Annotated in this window: 27 protein-coding genes and 5 tRNA genes; 9 read left to right on the forward strand and 23 right to left on the reverse strand. The window is 33.5% G+C overall.

All coding sequences use genetic code 11. The annotated features are described in order from the left end of the window. Positions 1-50: 50 nt before the first annotated feature. The 23 genes from rplL to Q0856_RS14850 all read right to left on the reverse strand — a co-directional run bounded on the left by rplL (position 51) and on the right by Q0856_RS14850 (position 13,681). Positions 51-428, reverse strand: coding sequence for a 50S ribosomal protein L7/L12 (gene rplL / locus Q0856_RS14740; RefSeq protein ID WP_298480865.1), 378 nt, complete (start codon positions 426-428; stop codon positions 51-53). Between the two features lie 50 nt (positions 429-478). Continuing rightward, positions 479-994, reverse strand: coding sequence for a 50S ribosomal protein L10 (rplJ, locus tag Q0856_RS14745; RefSeq protein WP_298480863.1), 516 nt, complete (start codon positions 992-994; stop codon positions 479-481). Between the two features lie 26 nt (positions 995-1,020). Beyond that, positions 1,021-1,710, reverse strand: a complete 690-nt coding sequence (gene rplA / locus Q0856_RS14750) for a 50S ribosomal protein L1 (RefSeq protein WP_298480861.1) — start codon at positions 1,708-1,710, stop codon at positions 1,021-1,023. Positions 1,711-1,728: 18 nt separating this feature from the next. Then, positions 1,729-2,166, reverse strand: a complete 438-nt coding sequence (rplK, locus tag Q0856_RS14755) for a 50S ribosomal protein L11 (RefSeq protein ID WP_121069271.1) — start codon at positions 2,164-2,166, stop codon at positions 1,729-1,731. Between the two features lie 67 nt (positions 2,167-2,233). Next, entirely contained in the window at positions 2,234-2,785 is a 552-nt protein-coding gene (gene nusG, locus Q0856_RS14760; protein WP_298480857.1) for a transcription termination/antitermination protein NusG, read from the reverse strand. 9 nt (positions 2,786-2,794) lie between these two features. After that, complete coding sequence (gene secE, locus Q0856_RS14765; protein ID WP_298480855.1) at positions 2,795-2,983, reverse strand: preprotein translocase subunit SecE; 189 nt, start codon at positions 2,981-2,983, stop codon at positions 2,795-2,797. Between the two features lie 55 nt (positions 2,984-3,038). Beyond that, positions 3,039-3,111, reverse strand: a tRNA-Trp gene (locus Q0856_RS14770). 66 nt (positions 3,112-3,177) lie between these two features. Further along, positions 3,178-4,365: an elongation factor Tu gene (tuf, locus tag Q0856_RS14775; protein WP_298480853.1), complete on the reverse strand. Its 1,188-nt coding sequence runs from the start codon at positions 4,363-4,365 to the stop codon at positions 3,178-3,180. Between the two features lie 56 nt (positions 4,366-4,421). Beyond that, positions 4,422-4,493 (reverse strand) — tRNA-Thr (locus Q0856_RS14780). Positions 4,494-4,601: 108 nt separating this feature from the next. Next, positions 4,602-4,674, reverse strand: a tRNA-Gly gene (locus tag Q0856_RS14785). A 148-nt stretch (positions 4,675-4,822) separates the two neighbouring features. Then, positions 4,823-4,904: transfer RNA gene (locus tag Q0856_RS14790), tRNA-Tyr, on the reverse strand. Positions 4,905-4,932: 28 nt separating this feature from the next. Then, positions 4,933-5,006, reverse strand: a tRNA-Thr gene (locus Q0856_RS14795). Between the two features lie 100 nt (positions 5,007-5,106). Then, entirely contained in the window at positions 5,107-5,409 is a 303-nt protein-coding gene (raiA, locus tag Q0856_RS14800) for a ribosome-associated translation inhibitor RaiA (RefSeq protein WP_298480851.1), read from the reverse strand. A 33-nt stretch (positions 5,410-5,442) separates the two neighbouring features. Beyond that, entirely contained in the window at positions 5,443-6,336 is an 894-nt protein-coding gene (locus Q0856_RS14805; RefSeq protein ID WP_298480849.1) for a tyrosine-type recombinase/integrase, read from the reverse strand. 88 nt (positions 6,337-6,424) lie between these two features. After that, the gene (rpsU, locus tag Q0856_RS14810) at positions 6,425-6,619 is read right to left on the reverse strand and encodes a 30S ribosomal protein S21 (protein WP_291869014.1); all 195 of its coding nucleotides are present in this window, start codon (positions 6,617-6,619) and stop codon (positions 6,425-6,427) included. Positions 6,620-6,705: 86 nt separating this feature from the next. Beyond that, a complete protein-coding gene (locus Q0856_RS14815) occupies positions 6,706-7,878 on the reverse strand; it encodes an acyl-CoA dehydrogenase family protein (RefSeq protein ID WP_298506252.1) in 1,173 nt (390 codons plus the stop codon). Positions 7,879-7,905: 27 nt separating this feature from the next. Next, on the reverse strand, positions 7,906-8,763 hold the full coding sequence (locus Q0856_RS14820; RefSeq protein WP_298506255.1) for a helix-hairpin-helix domain-containing protein: 858 nt from the start codon (positions 8,761-8,763) through the stop codon (positions 7,906-7,908). 12 nt (positions 8,764-8,775) lie between these two features. Beyond that, positions 8,776-10,362: an alanine/glycine:cation symporter family protein gene (locus tag Q0856_RS14825; protein ID WP_298506258.1), complete on the reverse strand. Its 1,587-nt coding sequence runs from the start codon at positions 10,360-10,362 to the stop codon at positions 8,776-8,778. Positions 10,363-10,450: 88 nt separating this feature from the next. Then, positions 10,451-11,458, reverse strand: coding sequence for a potassium channel protein (locus Q0856_RS14830; protein WP_298480839.1), 1,008 nt, complete (start codon positions 11,456-11,458; stop codon positions 10,451-10,453). A 2-nt stretch (positions 11,459-11,460) separates the two neighbouring features. Then, positions 11,461-11,688, reverse strand: a complete 228-nt coding sequence (locus Q0856_RS14835; RefSeq protein ID WP_298480836.1) for a PspC domain-containing protein — start codon at positions 11,686-11,688, stop codon at positions 11,461-11,463. 9 nt (positions 11,689-11,697) lie between these two features. Then, the gene (locus Q0856_RS14840; protein WP_298506261.1) at positions 11,698-12,981 is read right to left on the reverse strand and encodes a DUF2851 family protein; all 1,284 of its coding nucleotides are present in this window, start codon (positions 12,979-12,981) and stop codon (positions 11,698-11,700) included. A gap of 82 nt (positions 12,982-13,063) precedes the next feature. Then, a complete protein-coding gene (locus Q0856_RS14845) occupies positions 13,064-13,375 on the reverse strand; it encodes a rhodanese-like domain-containing protein (RefSeq protein ID WP_298480833.1) in 312 nt (103 codons plus the stop codon). Positions 13,376-13,429: 54 nt separating this feature from the next. Further along, entirely contained in the window at positions 13,430-13,681 is a 252-nt protein-coding gene (locus Q0856_RS14850; RefSeq protein ID WP_298506264.1) for a hypothetical protein, read from the reverse strand. Positions 13,682-14,144: 463 nt separating this feature from the next. Here Q0856_RS14850 and Q0856_RS14855 point away from each other — a divergent pair, with 463 nt between their 5' ends. The 9 genes from Q0856_RS14855 to trpB all read left to right on the forward strand — a co-directional run bounded on the left by Q0856_RS14855 (position 14,145) and on the right by trpB (position 21,872). Next, a complete protein-coding gene (locus Q0856_RS14855; protein ID WP_298506267.1) occupies positions 14,145-14,591 on the forward strand; it encodes a MarR family transcriptional regulator in 447 nt (148 codons plus the stop codon). Between the two features lie 4 nt (positions 14,592-14,595). Then, positions 14,596-15,228, forward strand: coding sequence for an NAD(P)H-dependent oxidoreductase (locus tag Q0856_RS14860; RefSeq protein ID WP_298506270.1), 633 nt, complete (start codon positions 14,596-14,598; stop codon positions 15,226-15,228). Between the two features lie 39 nt (positions 15,229-15,267). After that, on the forward strand, positions 15,268-15,846 hold the full coding sequence (locus tag Q0856_RS14865; protein WP_298506272.1) for a YceI family protein: 579 nt from the start codon (positions 15,268-15,270) through the stop codon (positions 15,844-15,846). Between the two features lie 257 nt (positions 15,847-16,103). Then, a complete protein-coding gene (locus tag Q0856_RS14870; RefSeq protein ID WP_298506275.1) occupies positions 16,104-17,501 on the forward strand; it encodes an anthranilate synthase component I family protein in 1,398 nt (465 codons plus the stop codon). Positions 17,502-17,522: 21 nt separating this feature from the next. After that, positions 17,523-18,089, forward strand: a complete 567-nt coding sequence (locus Q0856_RS14875; protein ID WP_298480822.1) for an aminodeoxychorismate/anthranilate synthase component II — start codon at positions 17,523-17,525, stop codon at positions 18,087-18,089. 4 nt (positions 18,090-18,093) lie between these two features. Next, on the forward strand, positions 18,094-19,086 hold the full coding sequence (gene trpD / locus Q0856_RS14880; protein WP_298480820.1) for an anthranilate phosphoribosyltransferase: 993 nt from the start codon (positions 18,094-18,096) through the stop codon (positions 19,084-19,086). Continuing rightward, the gene (gene trpC, locus Q0856_RS14885) at positions 19,086-19,868 is read left to right on the forward strand and encodes an indole-3-glycerol phosphate synthase TrpC (RefSeq protein ID WP_298506279.1); all 783 of its coding nucleotides are present in this window, start codon (positions 19,086-19,088) and stop codon (positions 19,866-19,868) included. Before trpD ends, trpC begins: the two co-directional genes overlap by 1 nt. A gap of 78 nt (positions 19,869-19,946) precedes the next feature. After that, positions 19,947-20,546: a phosphoribosylanthranilate isomerase gene (locus tag Q0856_RS14890; protein ID WP_298506281.1), complete on the forward strand. Its 600-nt coding sequence runs from the start codon at positions 19,947-19,949 to the stop codon at positions 20,544-20,546. A gap of 144 nt (positions 20,547-20,690) precedes the next feature. Further along, positions 20,691-21,872: a tryptophan synthase subunit beta gene (trpB, locus tag Q0856_RS14895; protein WP_298506284.1), complete on the forward strand. Its 1,182-nt coding sequence runs from the start codon at positions 20,691-20,693 to the stop codon at positions 21,870-21,872. Positions 21,873-21,878 lie beyond the last annotated feature (6 nt).

Consider the following 21,878-nt stretch of genomic DNA (forward strand, 5'->3'; position numbering starts at 1 on the left):
AGCGCAAATTGCGAAAAGACCTAAACCATAAGTGCTATATGTCGTTGCTATTATTTAAGCTCAACTTCTGCTCCTGCTTCTTCTAATGAAGTTTTAATTCCTTCAGCTTCGTCTTTAGAAACACCTTCTTTAATTGCTTTTGGTGCGCTATCAACGATATCTTTAGCATCTTTCAATCCTAAACCAGTTAATTCCTTAACTAATTTTACAACTGCTAATTTAGAAGCACCAGCCGCTTTTAATATTACATCAAATTCTGTTTGCTCTTCAGCAGCATCTCCACCAGCGGCAGCACCACCAGCAGCAACAGCAACTGCAGCAGCAGCAGGCTCTATACCGTATTCTTCTTTTAATATATCAGCTAATTCGTTTACTTCTTTTACAGTAAGATTAACTAATTGTTCTGCGAAATCTTTTAAATCTGCCATTTTTACTATCGTTTAATAAATTTTTAAAATATAATTGTTTTTAGTGCGTACTATCTTTCTGATAATGTTTTAAGGATACCAGCTAGTTTACCACCACCTGATTTAAGTCCAGAAATAACATTCTTAGCAGGAGATTGTAATAAACCAATTATCTCGCCAATCATTTCCTCTTTAGACTTAATGCTTACTAAAGCATCCAAATTCTCATCACCAATATAAACTGCTTCTTCTACGAAAGCACCTTTTAATAAAGGCTTATCAGATTTTTTTCTGAAACTCTTTATTAATTTTGCAGGAGCATTTCCTACTTCAGAAAACATTAAAGAAGTATTCCCTTTAAGTACTTCAGGAAGTTCTCCAAATTCTCTATCAGAAGCCTCCATTGCTTTTGCAAGCAATGTATTTTTAACTACAGCCAGTCTTATATCCGATTTAAAACATGCTCTTCTTAAATCCGAAGTAGTCACTGCATCAAGACCAGAAATATCTGCCAAATAAATGGTAGAGCTTTCCCCTAACTGAGTAGTCAAATCCTGTATAACGTTTGCTTTTTCTTCTCTTGTCATAATTAAATTTTTAAACTACCAGTTAATTAAACTGTTTTTGGATCTAATTGAACACTAGGACTCATTGTGCTAGACATGAAAATTGATTTCATATAAACACCTTTAGACGCCGTAGGCTTCAATTTATTCAAAGTATCTAATAACTCTTTAGCATTTCCTGCAATCTTATCCGCAGAGAAAGAAGCCTTTCCAATTGCAGCATGCACTATACCTGTTTTATCTACTTTAAAGTCAATTTTACCTGCTTTTACTTCTGTAACCGCTTTAGCTACATCCATAGTAACAGTACCTGTTTTTGGATTAGGCATTAAACCTCTTGGCCCTAAAACTCGACCTAGGGGACCTAATTTACCCATTACACTTGGCATTGTGATAATTACATCAACATCTGTCCAACCGCTTTTTATTTTATCCAAATATTCATCTAATCCAACAAAATCTGCACCAGCTGCTGTAGCCTCTGCCTCTTTGTCTGGAGTAACCAAAGCCAAAACTTTAACATCCTTACCAGTTCCATGTGGAAGCGTTACCACCCCACGAACCATTTGATTTGCTTTTCTTGGATCTACACCCAAACGAACAGCTAAATCTACAGATGCATCAAATTTTGTATTTGTTATTTCTTTTACTAAAGCAGACGCTTCATCAATAGAATAAAGTTTATCTTTCTCTATTTTAGCACGAGCCTCCTTTTGATTCTTTGTTAACTTTGCCATTTAATTGCTTTTAAGATTTTAAAAAGGTCTTTTTCCTGCCACTTTTAAACCCATAGATCTTGCTGTTCCTGCGATCATACTCATTGCTGATTCTACAGTAAATGCATTTAAATCTACCATTTTGTCTTCGGCTATTGCCTTAACCTGGTCCCAAGTTACATTACCTGATTTTACTCTGTTAGGTTCGCCAGATCCTTTTTTAATCTTAGCTGCTTCCAATAGCTGAACTGCCGCTGGTGGTGTTTTTACAATAAAATCAAATGATTTATCCTTGTATACGGTGATAACAACTGGTAATACTTTACCTGGTTTATCCTGTGTACGAGCATTAAACTGCTTACAGAATTCCATAATGTTAACACCGGCAGCACCTAAGGCGGGTCCAACCGGTGGCGATGGATTCGCTGCACCTCCCCTAACTTGTAGCTTAACTACTTTACCTACTTCTTTTGCCATTGTTTAAAATTAAATTGAAAGTGTATCAATGGAAGCGATACTACTTTTAAATATGTAACAAATTATATTAAATTTTTTCTACTTGCATATAACTTAACTCCAATGGTGTTTTTCTTCCAAAAATCTTAACCATTACCTCAAGCTTACGCTTCTCCTCATTAATTTTTTCAACCGTTCCGTTAAACCCATTAAAAGGACCATCTATTACTTTTACCGTTTCACCAAAAACAAAAGGTATTGCAACGCTATCTGTATTTACAGTTAACTCATCCACCTTACCTAACATTCTATTCACTTCCGATTTTCTCAAAGGAACAGGATCTCCTCCTTTTGTCTCCCCCAAAAAACCAATAACATTTGTAATAGACCTAATAATATGTATCATTTCTCCACCTAAATTAGCTTTGATCATGATATACCCAGGGAAATACACCCTTTCTTTATTAATTTTTTTTCCGTTTCTAATCTGAACCACTTTTTCTGTAGGAACTAAAACATCCTCCAGATAATCAGAAAAACCTAAACGAGACACTTCACTTTCAATGTATCCCTTAATTTTATGCTCCTGACCACTAACAGCCCTTACTACATACCACTTCTTTTCTAAAACTTCAGACATGATCGCAGTTTAATTTAAAACGTTATCAAAATACAAACCAACCAACTTACTTAAACCAGAATCCACACCCCAAGTTGCCAATGCAAATAAAATAGAGAATACCGCAACCACAACCATAAGATTAGATGATTCTGAACGCGGCGGAAGAGTAACATTATTTTTTAACTCCTCTATAGATTCTTTTATATAAGTTAACATAGTTGTTTATTTTTTTCAATTTTACAAGAAACAGAACATACGTTCTTTTCTTTCGCACGGGAGGAGAGACTCGAACTCCCGACACCTGGTTTTGGAGACCAGTGCTCTACCAACTGAGCTACACCCGTTTGTATTTACATTGAAAGGTATCCGCCAACGGCGGACACCCCTATAATGTAAAACTATAAATTATCTTAATCTAAAATTTTAGTAACCTGACCAGCACCTACTGTTCTACCACCTTCACGAATCGCAAAACGCAATCCTACGCTTAATGCAATTGGAGACAACAACTCAACAGTAATAGTAAGGTTATCACCAGGCATAACCATCTCAACCCCTGAAGGAAGATTAATAGTTCCTGTTACATCCGTAGTTCTAACATAAAACTGTGGACGATAGTTATTATGGAAAGGCGTATGACGACCACCTTCTTCTTTCTTAAGGATATAAACCTCTGCTTCAAATTTAGAGTGAGGAGTCACAGAACCTGGCTTACAGATTACCATACCTCTACTAATTTGAGATTTTTCAATACCTCTCAATAAGATACCTACATTATCTCCTGCCTCACCTCTATCTAATATCTTACGGAACATTTCAACTCCAGTAATAGTAGAGGATAATTTTTCAGCACCCATACCAATAATATCAACTGCATCACCTGTATTTGCAATACCAGTTTCGATACGACCTGTAGCAACAGTTCCACGACCAGTAATTGTAAATACATCTTCAATTGGCATTAAGAAATCTTTATCAACATCTCTCTTTGGCAATTCAATCCAAGCATCAACTTCTTCCATTAATTTCATTACTGTATCTACCCACTTTTGCTCACCATTAAGTGCACCTAAAGCAGAACCAGCAACAACAGGTCCATTATCACCATCATACTCATAAAAAGAAAGTAATTCTCTTACTTCCATTTCAACAAGCTCTAAAAGTTCTTCATCATCAACCATATCCACTTTATTCATGAATACAACAATTCTTGGAATACCAACCTGACGACCTAATAAGATGTGCTCACGTGTTTGTGGCATTGGACCATCTGTAGCAGCAACGACTAATATAGCACCATCCATTTGAGCAGCACCAGTTACCATGTTCTTTACATAATCCGCGTGACCAGGACAATCTACGTGCGCGTAGTGACGATTTGCAGTAGAATACTCTACGTGCGATGTATTAATTGTAATACCTCTTTCCTTTTCCTCAGGAGCGTTATCGATAGAATCGAAACTTCTCAATTCAGAAAGACCTGCATTTGCTAAAACTGTAGTAATAGCAGCAGTTAATGTAGTTTTACCGTGATCTACGTGTCCAATAGTACCTATATTTAAGTGCGGTTTGGAACGATCAAAAGTTTCCTTTGCCATGTTTAATGAATTTTAATCTTTAGTTTATATTAGTGTACAAATTTATGCCTTAATTGAGCCAATGACGAGATTTGAACTCGTGACCTCTTCCTTACCAAGGAAACGCTCTACCCCTGAGCTACACCGGCGTAAAGTGTTAAACCTAACACCTCAAACAACCAAAGCTCATTAAAGGTGTAATTTATTTACAGAAAAAACAGAAGCAACGCAAGGTCGATTCTGTTTTTTATGTTTTGAGCGGGAGACCGGGTTCGAACCGGCGACATTCAGCTTGGAAGGCTGACGCTCTACCAACTGAGCTACTCCCGCTTATTTACTTCTTGAAATTAATTTCAGAAAGCAAAATTACAACATTTTCAAAATTTCAAAAAACTATTTTAAAGAATATTTTTTAAAGCTACTTCGAATTTTAGCTTTGCAAAAGTAACCTTTTAAAAGTACTTTCTAAAATTTTTTGTGGGGAGAGCAGGATTCGAACCTGCGAAGACGTAGTCAGCAGATTTACAGTCTGCCCTCGTTGGCCGCTTGAGTATCTCCCCAAACCATTAATTAAAGAACTTTTCAAAGAGCCGATGGAGGGACTCGAACCCACGACCTGCTGATTACAAATCAGCTGCTCTAGCCAGCTGAGCTACATCGGCTTTTTTACTTTTTTAGTTATAAAAAAGTCCGCTATTTCTAACGGACTGCAAATGTATACGTTTTTTTGTTTATTCAAAACAAAATTTAAAAAAAATTTCATCAAGCTTTTGCTCTAATTTTTTCTTTCTTTTTTATTAGCCTTCTTTCCAGCGAATTACAAGCAGAATCTACTGCTTCTTCAAAAGATTTACATTGCTTTTTTACCATGAAATTATCCTTAGGAACGTTTAATTTTATCTCCACAATCTTATTTTCCTTCAAATTATTGTTATCTAATTTTAAAAACACTTCCGAACTAATTACTTTATCATAAAATGTTTCTAATTTATCTAATCTGTTTTGTACAAACTCAATTAACCCATCTTCTGCATTAAAATTTACGGATTGCGCATTTACTTTCATAGAATACTATTTTTAAAAATTAAACAATGTAATTTATATTTTACCGCCTCTTGGATGAGCGGAAGCGTGTACTTTTTTCAACTCTTCTATACCATTATGGGTATAAACTTGTGTTGATGCTAAACTAGAATGCCCTAATAACTCTTTTACAGAGTTTAAATCTGCACCCTTATTGAGCAAATGGGTGGCAAACGTATGCCTAAGTATATGAGGACTCTTCTTTACCTTACTAGACACCTTACTAAAATACCCATTTATAACTCTATAAACAAGAGTTTCATACAATTTATTGCCTGTTTTTAAAAGAAAAACATGATTTACATCTTTTACACAAGCTAACTCTTTTCTCTCCGCAAAATATTGAGAAAACAAATCTACCGTAGATTCCAATATAGGTATTACACGCTCTTTATTTCTCTTTCCCAAGACTTTTAAGCTACGTTCCTCCAAATTAACATTACTACATTTTAATTGAATAAGCTCAGCTCTACGCATACCTGTAGCATAAAGCAAATCTATAATTAACTTATCTCTAACCCCTTCAAACCCTTCTGGATAAACAATTTGCCCTAACACTTTTTGCATTTCTTCCTCAGAAAATGGAACTTCTATTTTTTTGGAAACTTTTAATGCTTTATGTTTTGCTAAAGGAGAAATTTCTATTGCCTCTATACGAAGCAAAAATTTATAGTACGCTTTTAAAGATGCTATTTTCCTATTAATTGTACGATTTTCCAATCCGTCCTTAACCAAGTTAACAACCCAACTCCTAATAAGAACATATTCTATATTATCTATACTAGGCACCTCATATTCTTCTAAACAAAAACAAGCAAAAGATTCTATATCTTTTTTATAAGCCTGCACCGTATGCTTAGAATATTTCTTTTCTAAAAGAAGATAATTTAAAAAAGGAGTCCATACCATACTCTCAAAGTTAGCATATATTTTAACTTAATTCCATAAAAAAATCCTGCTAATAGCAGGATTTTATATTGAAAATAGATTCATTAACCTATATTTCTTCTTGATCTCTTAAACCTTGTATGTACTGCGCTTTTTGTATTTGCGCTCTACGTGTTACAGATGGTTTATTGAACTGCTGACGCTTTCTCAATTGACGCATTGTACCGGTTTTATCGAACTTTCGCTTAAAGCGCTTTAAAGCTCTATCTATGTTTTCTCCTTCTTTAATTGGTATAATTAACATATGCTACTACCTCCTCTCTTTTGTGATTAAGGCTGCAAATATACTATTTATATCGGCATTACAAACCTTATTGAAAATTATTTTACCTAAACCTTTACTGCAGGCGTATAGCTTTTCTTGTCTATAATTATTTTGGATAGTATTTCTTTTAGTATTTCAGATGTTCCTCCTCCTATAGGCCCACACCTACTATCCCTAAACAATCTGGCTAGTGGATAATCTTCCATAAAACCGTACCCTCCAAGCATTTGTAAACAATCATAAATAGTTTCATCTGCCATTTTGGTAGAAAGTAGTTTAGACATAGTTGCTTCTTTTACTACATATTCTCCATTATTTAATCTTTGTGCTACAGAATAATTAAATTCCCTGCACATAGTCATCTCTGCCGTACGTTCCGCTATCTTATGTCTTAACGCCTGATACTGATTAATTTGTTTACCAAAAGCCGTTCTTTCCGACATGTAATCCATTGCATATTCTAACGCATACTCTGCTCTAGCATGTGCATTAACGCCCATTATTAATCTTTCTAAAGCAAAATGCTGCATTATATAAGGAAAACCTTTCCCTTCTTCTCCCATCAAATTTTCTGCCGGTATCCTAACATTATCAAATGCTATTTCACCAGTATCCGAAGCACGCCAACCCAACTTATCTAATTTAACAGCACTAACTCCAGCTGCATCTCTATCTACAACAAAAATACTAATACCTTTGTTCCCTAACTTTGGAGCGGTTTTAGCAGTAACAACCAAATAATCACTTAATACACCATTAGTAATAAATGTTTTAGAACCATTTATAATATAAAAATCTCCTTCTTTAGTAGCAGTTGTACGCATTCCTGAAACATCAGATCCGGCGAAAGGTTCGGAAATACAAAGACACCCTATCTTATCACCTGCAATACTTGGAGCTAGGTACTCTTCTTTTATTCTCTCGTCTCCCTCCTTATTTAGGTGCGTCATTGCCAAGTACATGTGAGCCCATATTGCGGCCGCGAAACCAAGCGAATTTATTCTTTGAAGCTCTTCTAACAGGATTACCATATAAAACAGATCTAGCTCAAGGCCTCCATATTTTACAGGATAGGTTAAACCTAAATACCCCATGTCTCCAAATTTTTTCCAAATAAAACGCTCAATAGCACCTTCTTTTTCCCATTTATCCACATGTGGCACCACTTCCTTTTTTAAGAAACTTCTTAAACTCTCACGAAACAAGTTATGTTCTTCACTAAAATATCTTTTATCCATGCTAAAATTTACTATACCTGAAATACTTTATTTAAGCTTCAAATATAACTTAATTTTATCAATTTTTTCGAATGGGAAATTTTTAATATTTGCTAATTCATCAAAAGAAACGATAGAATCATTGAGATTTCTATAATTTACCACCTCAAAAGCAACTGTTTTTTGAATATATAATAATTTTGATAGCTCTGAAGCCGTTGCTGTATTTATATTGATTTTTTTAACTTCGGGCGCCTTCATCACTTTATACTGTTTTAACAGCCTTTCAGCTACCTCCGGTTTTAAACCATAAACATCTAACAATTGTTTATCTATCAAAAAACCACCAAGAGCATTCCTAAATTTCACTATTCTTTTAGATAACACCTCTCCTATTCCATTTATAGCCTGTAGCTCTTCCTCCGTACAATCATTTAAATCTTTAATCGGAAATATTTTTGTGTCCTTATACGTATTTTGTCTACTCGTTTTCTTTTTCCATTTTGGAAATTTAAAATACGGTTCTAGAAGTTTTAGTAATGAATCTGAAATCTTAGTAACTTGCTGAAACTCTTCAGCCGAATTTACAAAGCCGTTCTTTTTTCTAAATAAATGTAACCTATCTATTTCTTCTACTGACATACCCAATGTATATCCTTTATAGTCTGTTATATAATTAGGGTTAAATACATAAAGAATCTTTTCTTTTGCTAAAAACGCTTTTGATTTAAGAGAATCAACTTTAGCTTGCTCTTTTGTATTAAGAGTAAAATTTTCTACCCTACTAGAAGTATATGTATTAAAAAAATAATATCCTATTTGAAGCGTAACTATTAATAATAACAAATAAAAAATCCCACTTCGTTCTTGTTTAGAGAATTGAAAGTGGGACTTAAAATTTTTCAAAAGAATTATGTTTTACAATTTTGCTTCTTTAATAGCTCCTAAAAATCTATTTAATTGTTTTTTAACTACTGGGAACAAGAAAAACAACCCAACCATATTCGGGAATACCATTGCAAAAATCATAGCATCGGAAAAAGCCCAAATTGAAGACATACTTGCTGCTGCTCCAATAATAATAAAGGTTAAGAACAACAGTTTATAAACCATATCTGCTGTTTTACCTCTTCCAAATAAAAATTTCCAAGATTGCAAACCGTAATACGACCAAGATATCATGGTAGATACTGCAAATAAAACTACCGCAACGGTTAAAAACACATTAGAATAAGGAATGTATTGTGCGAAAGCCATAGAAGTAATTCCTGCTCCTTCATACGGAACCCCATCTATCATAACAGAACCTTCTCCTCCATATTCAAAGAAACCGCCAAAATTAAAAATGATAATTACTAATGCTGTCATGGTACAAATTACAACTGTATCTATAAATGGCTCTAACAATGCCACCAACCCTTCAGATGCAGAGTATTTAGTTTTTACAGCAGAATGCGCAATGGATGCAGAACCCGCGCCAGCCTCATTAGAAAAAGCTGCTCTCTTAAAACCTACTAATAAAACTCCTATAAAACTACCTACCCCTATTGCAGTTGGAGTAAAGGCCTCTTTAAAAATTAATGAAAATGCATCATCTATTAGAGTAAAATTACTTAGTATAATATACAAACAAGCTATTAAATACATTACAGCCATCAGAGGTACTACTTTTTCTGTAACTTGTGCAATTCTCTTAATTCCCCCGATAATGATTATCCCTACTAATATAGCCAAGATAAGACCAATAATGGCACCTGCACTAGTACTAGTTAGCCCCATTAACTCTTTTATAACAATAGTTGCTTGATTAGATTGCGCAGCATTACCTCCACCAAAAGAACCTCCAATACAAAAAATAGCAAACATTGCTGCTGCTATTTTTCCAAACATAGTATACCCTCTTTCCTTTAAACCTTTGCTTATATAATACATAGGGCCACCGTAAATAGTGCCGTCTTCACCAACATCTCTATACTGCACACCAAGTGTACATTCCACAAATTTTGATGACATGCCCAATAATCCACAAATAACCATCCAAAAAGTGGCTCCAGGACCTCCTAAGGCAATTGCCAATGCAACACCTGCAATATTACCATTCCCAACTGTACCAGAAACAGCGGTTGCTAAAGCCTGAAAATGAGTAACCTCTCCTTCTTGACTTTCATCACCGATAGTACCAACAATATCGCCATCAACAATATTAACATCTGCTTTCTCCACTCCGTGATGATCTATTTCATCATACTTACCTCTTACCACATTTATTGCTTTTCCAAAATATCTAATATTAGGAAACCCAAAATAAATCGTAAAAAATAAAGCGCTCAGTACCAATAATATTAAAACAAATGGAACACCGAACACTTCAAAGAAAATAACTGCTGAGAAAAAATCTGAAATAGGTTTAAAAGCTTGATCAATTTTCTGATCCAAACCGACCTCTTGAGCCATGGTTAATAAAGGAGCAAATAATGCAAAAAACGATAGAAGTTTATACTTCATAATATAAAATTTGTATTTATTAAATTAATTAGTCCGCAAGCAATATCTAAAAAATAATGACCGTAATCAAATATATAGTCATTTAATATTATTCTATATGAAACATTTTATTCAATTTCTTAATCTGCTCTGGCCTCCCTAAAACAATTACTTTACTTTTAGGTTGTAATTTCATATCTGCCTCTGGATTAATAATATATTCTCCATCTGGAGCTATATATCCTATTATAGTACAGCCCGTTTTTCTGCGCAAATCTAAATCCCTAAGAGAGTTACAATCTACCTGATCTGCAAAATCTTCAATAGCCACCTCTTCTAAATTAGTTGTGTGCTCCCCTTCTACGGAAAGTTTATCCATAAAGGTTATTAAATCTGGCATAACTACTAAAGACGCCATATGATCCCCTCCAATCTTATCGGGCATAATCACCTGGTTAGCTCCTGCTAATTCTAATTTTTTTTGTGATGTAACCAAAGAAGCCCTACTAACGATGAACAAATCTTTATTTATCTGTCTTGCAGAAAGAACCACAAACAAATTGGAAGCATCATCTGGAAGAGTCGCGATTAAATATTGCGCCCTATCTATACCTGCCTCTATTAAAACTTTATCTTCATTTGCATCACCTTCAACAAATAGAATTTCCTCCTCAAATTTTTCTATAATTTCCTTATCCTTTTCTACAACTACAAAAGGTCTTTTGTAAGCTTTTAGTCTTGCTGCCGCTTGCATTCCGTTTCTACCATAACCACACACTATTACATGGTTAGACAATTTTCCTATTGTATTCTTCACTTTCTTCTTTTTTAATAGTTGCATAGAATTCCTGCTCAAAATATATTCTGTAATTACAGAAATAGCAAAAGCAAAAATAAAAACACTCGATATTATTAAAACAATTGTAAATAATTTACCCTCAGCTCCCAAAGGTTGTACTTCCGAAAAACCAACCGTGGTAACCGTAATAATAGTCATATACATGGCATTTACCCATGAGTAATCCAAAATTAAACGGTACCCCAAAACACCAAACAATAAGACTGCAAGCATTAGCCCTATTGCTACATAAAATCTTGTTCTAAACAATTTTGCCATAATTACAAATCAAAAACGGAAGTTCTTTTCGTGTGTACTAAATCTTTAATTTTCAGCCAAAAAGCCACAAATAAATATAATGCAAATCCAAACCCTAGGGTTACAAATGTTACATATATAAAGGAGGTGCGAACCACTCTCGCTCTTATACCTAAACGATCAGCAATACGCCCGCAAACCTCGAACCCTCTCTTTTGAAAATAATATAAAATTTTATAGAAAAAATTCATTGGATAAAATTAGGAATTTCCTTTTAATAAACTTGTACCAATAGCGCATTGCAAACATTTATTTTTTGTGCAGTATTTATTATATAATTGCAATATAGCCTGACTTTCTTTTGAAGATGAACAAGATGCACCTAACTTTTTAAAATTGTTTATGATAGAATTATCTTCTGCCGCTATTTTAGAAATAATTTTAAGCAACTCTTCATCATTATCTTTTCCTAAAGTTTTAGAATAATAAAATTTAAATGGAAGTATCGTATTTATAATTATTAAGTTCACAAACTTAGTAGTAATTCGCTTCTTATTTTTCTTAGATTCTTTACCGAAAGTAAAATGGGTATCCCAATAATCACTAGCACTTACCTTAAAAATTATATGCAAATCTTCTAAGGACGTATTTCTTATTAATTTAGAAAATAAATTTTGATGCACACTATACAAATTTGCAAATTGTGACAACCTAATTGTAGGAAAATTTGGAGGTCGGAGTTTAAAAAATTTTGGCTTCATTACCCCTTCTTCCGAAAGATTAAATTTATTTTTTAAAAATTGGTATTCTTTTCTCAACTCCACATAATAATTATCCAAACACTCCTCCTCTTTTAAAACCCCAAGCAAACCGTAAATCACACTTTCTAACTGAAACCCATTATTCTTAAGCTTGGAAACTACGGATGGATGCAATGCGGATTGTAAACTAAAAAAAGGTTCTCCATTCATTTTTAACCCAAAATTCTTTAAGAGCATTATAAAAAGAACGTACTCCCAATCATTTTTAGATTTTTGCAATAACTCTTTAATAATTTCTGTCTTTTGTTCTAAGCGTTCAAAAAATAAACGCTCTAGCCAATTTTGGACTATAAAATCATCTACCGCCTTAATTCCCTTTTCGCAGTTAATAAATTTCTTTCCCGAGTTATTGAATAATGCCTTATAAGCAACTAGAAGATTATTTCCTATGAAAGATTTTAACTCTAATGTAGGCATCTTGGAATTATCACTTCTAAAAACCGCTCCGTCATCTTCCCAAACTACATGTAATATAACAGAATTATAGGCATCATCTATTTCATGATTATGGGCATACCAATCCGAAGATTTTAAATGAATTTCCACATTACCTACCCATAATTGTTCATCAATACGGATATGTGAATTAAAAAAATCGGGGCCCGCTTCATGGTTATGCTGACCCATTTTAACAATAGAAAGAGAACTACCTTCGGTTGTCTTCAAACCTATTTGAGGAAACTTTTTATGTTTCCAAATAAAATGTAATAAGTCCTCTCGCATTTATTATTATGTAAAACTAATAAAGGTTCTAACTAAAAAAACCCACTTAAAAAGCGGGTTTAATTTACTAAATCTATTTTATTTATTCTGCAACTTCACCTTCCCAATTCATAAAACCGCCTACCAAATTATAAGTGTTTTCAATACCAATACTATTCATAATAGCACAAGCTTGCCCACTACGATTACCGGAACGGCAGTACACATAAAAATTCTTTGTCTTATCTAATTTCTCTATTTCTGTCAAGAATTCTTGACCCAAATAAATATCAATATTCGTAGAATTAGGAATATATCCTTCTTCTATTTCTTCCGGGGTTCTTACATCTAGAATAAATGCGTTATCGTCTTTTTCTAGTTGTTCCTCCCATTCTTGCTGTGATAAATCTGCCATTTTTTCGTACTTTTTTTTGATATCTCAAAAATACTACATTATTTATAGAATTACTTAAACCAAACCTAAGGTTTTAAACTTTCCGCTTAAGATAGAACTTGGCTCTGTTTGTAACCTCTCTTTTAATAGTGAAACATAGATATTTCTATAATCAAGATTACACTCCTGTAAATAAGCTTTTGTATAGTTATCTAACATTTTTCCGAAATAGCGGTCTTTTACAGCCAAACCATGTACAGATTCTCCTTTCATTGATAAAGACAGGGTATCATCTACCCCTATGTCTCCCAACCGTTTTTTTACCATTTCTTCTATATACCTTACAACCTAGCCTGTTCTATACATTCCTACCTTCACCTACGATATGGCAAAAATCTAAAGACCCATATTACTATCAACTATTGTTAAAACAACCTAACCTTATTAATTAGGCAAACAAAACCTGAATCACAAAGAGACTTAAACCCTGACGAATTTTAAGTAAAATCATAAAAATCAATTTCCATAAGCAACTCTTTTTAAACTCAATAGAAACAACTCCTCTGGCCTTCTTAGCAAAATCATAAAGACTGTTCTTTAATATAGCCGCTTAATGTGTTCTTTTTACACGACAGATTCCTATTGTTCTTAGACTCCTTTACGAACAAAAGTTTTATCTCTAATGGCCCAAAAAACAAGAATTATTTTTTTTTAACAAAAATTTAATCCAAAAAAAAAAGTTTCATAAAACAAATTTTTATACATTTGTACATACAAATGTTGTATAGACATGAATATAGAAAAGATTTTAAAAACTGATAAAGAAATTCCAATTGACAAAAGAACCGTTGTTCATGTTATATTGGTTAGCCATAAAATAAATGAGGTAATATCTCAAGCTTTAAAACCTTACGATGTTTCCATACAACAGTTTAACGTATTACGCATTCTACGAGGGCAAAACGGTAAACCAGCTAATCTTGGTACGATTAATGAAAGAATGGTTACTAAAATGAGTAATACCACACGCTTAGTAGATAAACTAATTGCCAAAAACTATGTAGAACGCAAAACCTGTGCAGCCAACAGAAGAAAAATAGAAATAAGCATAACTAGCAATGGTAAAAAAGAATTAGAGAAAATTGATATTACCATGGCCGAAACCGAAAACAAATTAGTAGCAAATTTTTCAAAAAAAGAATTAGAAACTTTAAACCAATTATTGGATAAATTTTAGCGAAATGAATGATTATATTAACAACTTACAGTGGCGATACGCTACTAAAAAATTTGATTCTTCGAAAAAATTAACAGAAGAACAATTAAATTTTATTCTTGATGCAGTGCAGCTCAGCGCTTCTTCGTATGGCCTACAACCATACCATGTTTTTGTTATATCGGATAGAGAAATTAGAGAAAAACTAAAAGCCGCTTCATGGGGACAAGTCCAGATTACAGAATCATCGCATTTAATTGTGTTTGCAAATCAAACTACATTTAAGGATAATCTTATAGATGATTATTTAACAAATGTAATTTCAACAAGAAATTTACCTGAAAATTCTTTACAAGAATATGGCGATTTCATGAAAAGTAAACTAACTCCATTAACTGATGAAATTAAAAATATTTGGACTTCCAAGCAAACATACTTAGCTTTAGGAAATTTACTTTCTGCCGCCGCCTCTATTCAGGTTGATGCTTGCCCTATGGAGGGTTTTGATGCCGAAGAGTATAATAATATTTTAGGTCTTTCAGACAAAAATTTAAATGCTTCTGTAATAGCAACAATAGGCTTTAGATCAGAAAACGATGAAACACAGCATTATAAAAAAGTACGCAAATCAAAAGAGAATTTATTTACGCAATTATAACAAACATAAAAACAACGTTAACTATTAATTAAATTAAAGATGAAAAAGAAGTTATTAAGTTTAGCATTAGCAGTAGTATTTGGATTTTCAGCTACAGCAAACACACCAATCGACGGTGATAAAAAAACAGTTAAAACAAGTGAAAGTACTGTTACCTGGAAAGGTTACAAAGTAACAGGTTCCCATGAAGGAACAATTAATTTAAAATCTGGTTCTTTAGATTTTAATGGCAGTAAACTTACTGGAGGAGAGTTTGTTGTTGATATGACTACTATTAACACAACAGATTTAGAGGGAGAATACAAAGGTAAATTAGATGGGCATTTGGCATCTGACGATTTCTTTGGTGTTAAAGCACACCCTACCGCCAAATTAATCTTTAAAAGTTTAAAATCTTTTAATAAAAACTCCTACACTGTAACAGGAGATTTAACTATTAAAGGTATTACTAAAGAAGTAACATTTGTAGTTTCTGTTTTCGAAAACAAAGCCACTGCAACTTTAAAAGTAGACAGAACAAAATTTAATATTAAGTACGGTTCTTCTAGTTTCTTTGACGATTTAAAAGACAAAGCAATCTATGATGAGTTCGATTTAGTAGTAGATATGGCTTTCTAAATTAAGCCAAACCTATTCTAAAACCCTGTTACTTATAACAAAGTGACGGGGTTTTATTATTTTTAGCACAGCCTATTGGCTATTTTAAAAATCCTTTTTATATTTGATGCTTAATGAAAAACAAAGGAACAAATACTTGGTGGTGGAATAACTTGCGAAAAACAACGTGAGCAGAGCATCATTGTAGTTAAACTATATAAAAGGCTTGTCATCACGACAAGCCTTTACTTTTTTATAAAACTTAAATATTTTATCTAATGACGTACCAATTAGAGACACATTTTAAAAAAATATTAGCAGATACCATTACACCCGTAAGCGTATACTTAAAAATAAGGGATCGCTTTCCTAATAGTATTTTATTAGAGAGTAGCGACTACCATGCCAATGACAATAGCTTTTCTTATATCTGCTGTAACCCAATTGCATCTATTAAAGTAGAAAACGAAACTATTTCTCAACAATTTCCGGATGAAACTTCCCAAAAAACTAAAATCGATAGCAATACAGATGTAGTTTCTATTTTAGATGATTTTAGCAAAAAATTTAAAGGCAATAAAAATGATTTTAAGTTTATAAACAATGGTCTTTTTGGCTACATGGCTTATGATGCGGTACGGTATTATGAGGATGTAAAAATTTCTAAAAAAGAAAACAGTGTTACAATTCCGGATATTTATTATGCCGTGTATCAAAACATAATAGCAATTAATCATTTTAAAAATGAAGCATATATTTTTGCTCATTGCTATAATAATGAGCAAAATATTGCAGAAATAGAGCAAATTTTAAATATTCGAAATTTTGCATCGTATAATTTCTCTATTCAAGGAGAACCTACATCTAACTTAAAAGATGAAGAATATAGAGAACATGTAGAACTTGCAAAAAAGCATTGCCAACGTGGTGATGTTTTTCAATTAGTACTCTCTAGACGCTTTTCTCAAGAATTTAAAGGGGATGAATTTAATGTATACCGAGCTCTACGTTCCGTAAACCCATCTCCTTACCTATTTTATTTTGATTATGGCGATTTTAAAATCTTTGGAAGTTCTCCAGAGGCGCAACTAATCGTAAAAGACGGAAAAGCAGAGATACACCCAATTGCTGGTACTTTTAAAAGAACTGGTAATGATGAGCAAGATGCCATTTTAGCGAAAAAACTCTCCAAAGACGATAAAGAAAATAGTGAGCATGTAATGCTCGTAGATCTTGCTCGTAACGACCTTAGTAGAAACGGAAATATGGTTAAAGTGGAAAATTATAGAGAGGTTCAATTCTTTTCTCATGTAATTCATTTAGTATCTAAAGTTACGGGGCAAAAGAAAGAAGACATAGCCACAATGAAAGTAGTTGCAGATACTTTTCCTGCAGGTACCCTAAGTGGCGCTCCAAAACATATGGCTATGCAACTTATAGAAAAATACGAAAAAACTAGTAGAGGTTATTATGGTGGAGCAATTGGCTTTATGGATTTCGAAGGTAATTTTAATCATGCTATTATGATACGTACTTTTCTTAGCAAAAACCACCAATTACATTACCAAGCAGGTGCTGGTTTAGTAGCAGCATCTAACTCAGAAAGCGAGTTACAAGAAACATATCACAAATTAGGCGCATTAACCAAGGCATTGGAAATTGCAGAATCTATCTAAATTTCCAAAATAGACACTACAATGAAAAAAATATTAGTCATAGATAATTACGATAGTTTTACCTATAATTTGGTACATTATTTAGAAGATTTAAATTGCGAAGTTGTTGTTAAACGTAATGACCAACTTAGTCTGGAAGAAGTAGATGTTTTTGATAAAATTGTACTTTCTCCAGGACCAGGAATTCCTGATGAAGCTGGGCTTCTTAAAGAAATCATTGCAACATACGCTCCCACCAAAAGTATTTTTGGTGTTTGCTTAGGACAACAAGCTATAGCTGAAGTATTTGGCGGTTCTCTTATAAATCTAGAACAAGTATACCACGGTATTGCTACTAAAATAAAAATTACAAAACCAGAAGATATTCTATTTCAAGATTTACCTTCTGAAATAGAAGTAGGTCGTTACCATTCTTGGGTAGTGAATCCTGATATGCCAGAAGTTCTAGAAGCTACTTCTTTCGATGAAAACGGACAAATAATGTCTTTAAGACATAAACTATATGATATTTCTGCTGTGCAATATCATCCAGAATCGGTACTTACTCCTAATGGAAAAAAAATACTAGAAAACTGGATAAATAATTAGAACGATGAAAAAAATATTAAACCGACTTATTAATCACGATATTCTAGAAAAAGAAGATGCTAAACAAGTATTAGTTAATATTGCTAAAGGCGATTATAATACAAGTCAGATAGCCGCTTTCTTAACCGTATATATGATGCGTAGCATTACTATTGAAGAGTTAGAAGGCTTTCGTGATGCTCTTTTAGAGCTTTGTTTAGCAGTAGATTTATCGCACTACAACCCTATAGATTTATGTGGTACCGGCGGTGACGGAAAAGACACTTTCAATATATCTACCCTATCCTCTTTTGTAACGGCTGGAGCAGGTGTTAAAGTAACTAAGCATGGAAATTACGGTGTTTCTTCGTCTTGTGGTAGTAGTAATGTAATGGAATTTCTAGGCATTAAATTTAGTAATGATGCAGGTTTTCTAGAAAAATGTTTGGACGAAACCGGAATTTGTGTTTTACACGCTCCCTTATTTCACCCTGCAATGAAAAACGTTGCTCCGATTCGTAGAGAACTTGGGGTGAAAACCTTCTTTAACATGCTTGGCCCAATGGTAAACCCAGCGTTCCCTAAAAACCAGATGGTTGGCGTTTTCAATTTAGAATTGGCAAGAATGTATGGTTACCTATACCAGAATACAGATAAAAAATTTACAGTTTTGCATGCCTTAGATGGATATGACGAAATATCTTTAACAGGAGACACCAAAACTATTTCTAACCATACAGAAGGAATTATTAAACCATCCGATTTTGGGTTAGAACCTATACAACAGTCCCAGATTTATGGCGGAGATACCGTGGAATCTTCTGCTCAAATATTTATGAATGTATTACAAGGAAAAGGAACCGCTCCGCAAAACAATGTGGTTTGCGCCAATGCTGGTGTTGCAATTGCTACTGTAAAAAATTGCACTCCAAAAGAAGGTTTTGAACTTGCCAAAGAATCTTTATTAAGTGGAAAAGGACTAGAAACCCTTAAAAAATTACAAAACCTCAGCGCCTAATGGATATTTTAGAAAGAATAGTTATTGACAAACGTAAGGAGGTAGATATAAAAAAATCTTTAATTCCCGTTTCCCAACTAGAGAGTTCTGTGCTTTTTTCAAGAAAAACGGTTTCTCTAGCAAATGCATTAAAAAATAGCACTACCGGAATTATTGCGGAACACAAAAGACGTTCTCCTTCTAAATCTATTATCAACCATACCTTAAATGTTCAAGATGTAGCTACAGGGTATGAAAATGCTGGAGTCTGTGGCATGTCTGTTTTAACAGATGGTAAGTATTTTGGCGGTTCTATAGATGATTTATTAATCGCAAGAGCGGCAGTAAGAATGCCACTATTGCGTAAAGAATTTATTATAGATGAATATCAAATTCTAGAAGCAAAAGCCCATGGAGCCGATGTAATTTTATTAATTGCTGCCATCCTAACTAGAAAAGAAATTAAAACATTTTCAGAATTAGCAAAAAGCCTAAATTTAGATGTACTTCTAGAGATTCATAACGAAGAAGAATTACATAAATCCGTTATGCCTTCTCTAGATATGCTTGGGGTTAATAACAGAAACCTTAAAACTTTTGAAGTAAGTTTAGAAACCAGCAAAACACTTTCCGAGATAATCCCTGACGATTTTGTAAAAGTATCCGAAAGTGGTATTAGTTCTATAGAAGCAATAAAAGAACTACGACCTTATAATTACAAGGGGTTTTTAATAGGAGAAAACTTTATGAAGACAGATAACCCTGGAGAAAGTGCAACCACTTTTATCAACTCTTTAAAATAGATACCCATGAGTAATTACTATTACACAAAAAAAGAGGAGCCGATAAAAATCGGTATACCAAAACTTAAAATTTGTGGAATGAAGCTCAATATCTCGGAAGTTGCGGCATTACAACCAGATTATTTAGGTTTTATATTTTGGGAGCCCTCCAAACGTTCTTTTTCTGGCAATATGCCTGCAATGCCACATAGTATCAAAAAAATAGGGGTTTTCGTTAATGAAACTATTCCCGAAATTTTAAATAAAATTAAAGAATACAACCTTCTTGGCGTACAATTACACGGAAAAGAAAGCGCCGTATTTTGTAAAGAATTACAAGAAAAAGCAAAAGGTGTAAAAATTATCAAAGTATTCTCAGTAAAAAACGAATTTAATTTTGACGTTTTAAAAGAGTTTGACGAGGTATGCGATTTCTTCCTTTTTGATACTAAAGGAGAACTACCTGGTGGAAATGGATATACGTTCGATTGGAATGTCTTAAAAAAATACCCATCTACCAAACCTTTCTTTTTAAGTGGTGGAATAGGGTTAGAAGAGACAGATAAAATAATTTCCTTCTTACACACCAATGCAGCTAAATATTGCTATGCTTTAGATATAAATAGTAAGTTTGAAGATAGCCCTGGATTAAAAAATATAGAAAAATTAAAGCAGTTTATTGCGAAAGTTAGGATTTAGGAGTTTAAAATGATTATATCAAATAACATTTTAGAAAATAAAGACCAAAAATTATTAGGAGCTTATTGTTTACAAAAAACAAAAGGAAAACTTTAGACATTAGACTTTGAACTTAAATCTATAAGACTATTAAGAAAAAAGAATATGAATTATAACGTTGACGAAAAAGGATATTATGGTGATTTTGGAGGAGCCTTTATTCCAGAAATGCTGTATCCTAATGTAGAAAATCTAAGACAAAACTATTTAAAAATAATGCGCGAACCTTCTTTTATAGAAGAGTTTAACCAATTATTAAAAGATTATGTTGGCAGACCTTCGCCTTTATATTTTGCAAAACGATTGTCCAAGAAATACAATACCAAAATCTATTTAAAAAGAGAGGACCTAAACCATACAGGAGCTCATAAAGTAAATAATACTATAGGGCAAATATTAATGGCGAAGCGTCTAGGCAAAAAAAGAATTATTGCAGAAACTGGTGCTGGTCAACATGGTGTTGCTACTGCTACTGTTTGTGCGTTAATGGGTATGGAATGTATTGTTTACATGGGAGAGATAGATATTGCTCGCCAAGCCCCGAATGTTGCGCGCATGAAAATGCTTGGTGCAGAAGTGCGCCCTGCATTGTCTGGCAGCAGAACTCTTAAAGATGCTACTAACGAAGCTATTCGCGATTGGATTAACAACCCCGTAGACACCCATTACATCATTGGTTCTGCTATTGGCCCTCACCCCTATCCAGATATGGTTACTCGTTTTCAATCCGTTATTTCGGAAGAGATAAAAAAGCAATTAAAAGAAAAAGAAGGAAAAGAAAACCCCAATTACGTAATTGCATGTATTGGGGGCGGAAGTAATGCTGCCGGCACTTACTATCACTTTTTACATGAAGAAGAAGTAGGCATAATTGCTGTAGAAGCTGCTGGTAAAGGTGTACATTCTGGCGAAAGTGCAGCAACCTCAGCTTTAGGAAAAGAAGGCGTTATACATGGTTGCAAAACCTTACTTATGCAAACAAAAGACGGACAAATTACAGAACCATATTCTATCTCTGCCGGTTTAGACTACCCTGGCGTTGGTCCTATGCATTCGCATTTATACAAAACAGGACGGGCTGAATTTTATTCCGCTACCGATGATGAAGCTATGCAATCTGGGCTGGAATTAACCAAACTAGAAGGTATTATTCCTGCTATAGAAAGTAGCCATGCACTTGCAATTTTTAAACACAAAACTTTTACTCCAGAAGATGTAGTTGTTTTATGCCTTTCCGGAAGAGGAGATAAAGATTTAGATAATTACATAAAATATTTCAATTTATAAATTGAC

The sequence above is a fragment of the uncultured Maribacter sp. genome (assembly GCF_947496775.1).
Lineage (GTDB): Bacteria > Bacteroidota > Bacteroidia > Flavobacteriales > Flavobacteriaceae > Maribacter_B.

Coding starts and splice junctions, on each gene's coding strand:
- rplL (WP_298480865.1), bottom strand. CDS start 428: ATGGCAGATTTAAAAGATTTCGCAGAACAATTAGTTAATCTTACTGTA.
- rplJ (WP_298480863.1), bottom strand. CDS start 994: ATGACAAGAGAAGAAAAAGCAAACGTTATACAGGATTTGACTACTCAG.
- rplA (WP_298480861.1), bottom strand. CDS start 1,710: ATGGCAAAGTTAACAAAGAATCAAAAGGAGGCTCGTGCTAAAATAGAG.
- rplK (WP_121069271.1), bottom strand. CDS start 2,166: ATGGCAAAAGAAGTAGGTAAAGTAGTTAAGCTACAAGTTAGGGGAGGT.
- nusG (WP_298480857.1), bottom strand. CDS start 2,785: ATGTCTGAAGTTTTAGAAAAGAAGTGGTATGTAGTAAGGGCTGTTAGT.
- secE (WP_298480855.1), bottom strand. CDS start 2,983: ATGTTAACTTATATAAAAGAATCTATAGAGGAGTTAAAAAATAATGTT.
- tuf (WP_298480853.1), bottom strand. CDS start 4,365: ATGGCAAAGGAAACTTTTGATCGTTCCAAACCGCACTTAAATATAGGT.
- raiA (WP_298480851.1), bottom strand. CDS start 5,409: ATGAAAGTAAATGCGCAATCCGTAAATTTTAATGCAGAAGATGGGTTA.
- Q0856_RS14805 (WP_298480849.1), bottom strand. CDS start 6,336: ATGGTATGGACTCCTTTTTTAAATTATCTTCTTTTAGAAAAGAAATAT.
- rpsU (WP_291869014.1), bottom strand. CDS start 6,619: ATGTTAATTATACCAATTAAAGAAGGAGAAAACATAGATAGAGCTTTA.
- Q0856_RS14815 (WP_298506252.1), bottom strand. CDS start 7,878: ATGGATAAAAGATATTTTAGTGAAGAACATAACTTGTTTCGTGAGAGT.
- Q0856_RS14825 (WP_298506258.1), bottom strand. CDS start 10,362: ATGAAGTATAAACTTCTATCGTTTTTTGCATTATTTGCTCCTTTATTA.
- Q0856_RS14830 (WP_298480839.1), bottom strand. CDS start 11,458: ATGGCAAAATTGTTTAGAACAAGATTTTATGTAGCAATAGGGCTAATG.
- Q0856_RS14835 (WP_298480836.1), bottom strand. CDS start 11,688: ATGAATTTTTTCTATAAAATTTTATATTATTTTCAAAAGAGAGGGTTC.
- Q0856_RS14840 (WP_298506261.1), bottom strand. CDS start 12,981: ATGCGAGAGGACTTATTACATTTTATTTGGAAACATAAAAAGTTTCCT.
- Q0856_RS14845 (WP_298480833.1), bottom strand. CDS start 13,375: ATGGCAGATTTATCACAGCAAGAATGGGAGGAACAACTAGAAAAAGAC.
- Q0856_RS14850 (WP_298506264.1), bottom strand. CDS start 13,681: ATGGTAAAAAAACGGTTGGGAGACATAGGGGTAGATGATACCCTGTCT.
- Q0856_RS14855 (WP_298506267.1), top strand. CDS start 14,145: ATGAATATAGAAAAGATTTTAAAAACTGATAAAGAAATTCCAATTGAC.
- Q0856_RS14860 (WP_298506270.1), top strand. CDS start 14,596: ATGAATGATTATATTAACAACTTACAGTGGCGATACGCTACTAAAAAA.
- Q0856_RS14865 (WP_298506272.1), top strand. CDS start 15,268: ATGAAAAAGAAGTTATTAAGTTTAGCATTAGCAGTAGTATTTGGATTT.
- Q0856_RS14870 (WP_298506275.1), top strand. CDS start 16,104: ATGACGTACCAATTAGAGACACATTTTAAAAAAATATTAGCAGATACC.
- Q0856_RS14875 (WP_298480822.1), top strand. CDS start 17,523: ATGAAAAAAATATTAGTCATAGATAATTACGATAGTTTTACCTATAAT.
- trpD (WP_298480820.1), top strand. CDS start 18,094: ATGAAAAAAATATTAAACCGACTTATTAATCACGATATTCTAGAAAAA.
- trpC (WP_298506279.1), top strand. CDS start 19,086: ATGGATATTTTAGAAAGAATAGTTATTGACAAACGTAAGGAGGTAGAT.
- Q0856_RS14890 (WP_298506281.1), top strand. CDS start 19,947: ATGAAGCTCAATATCTCGGAAGTTGCGGCATTACAACCAGATTATTTA.
- trpB (WP_298506284.1), top strand. CDS start 20,691: ATGAATTATAACGTTGACGAAAAAGGATATTATGGTGATTTTGGAGGA.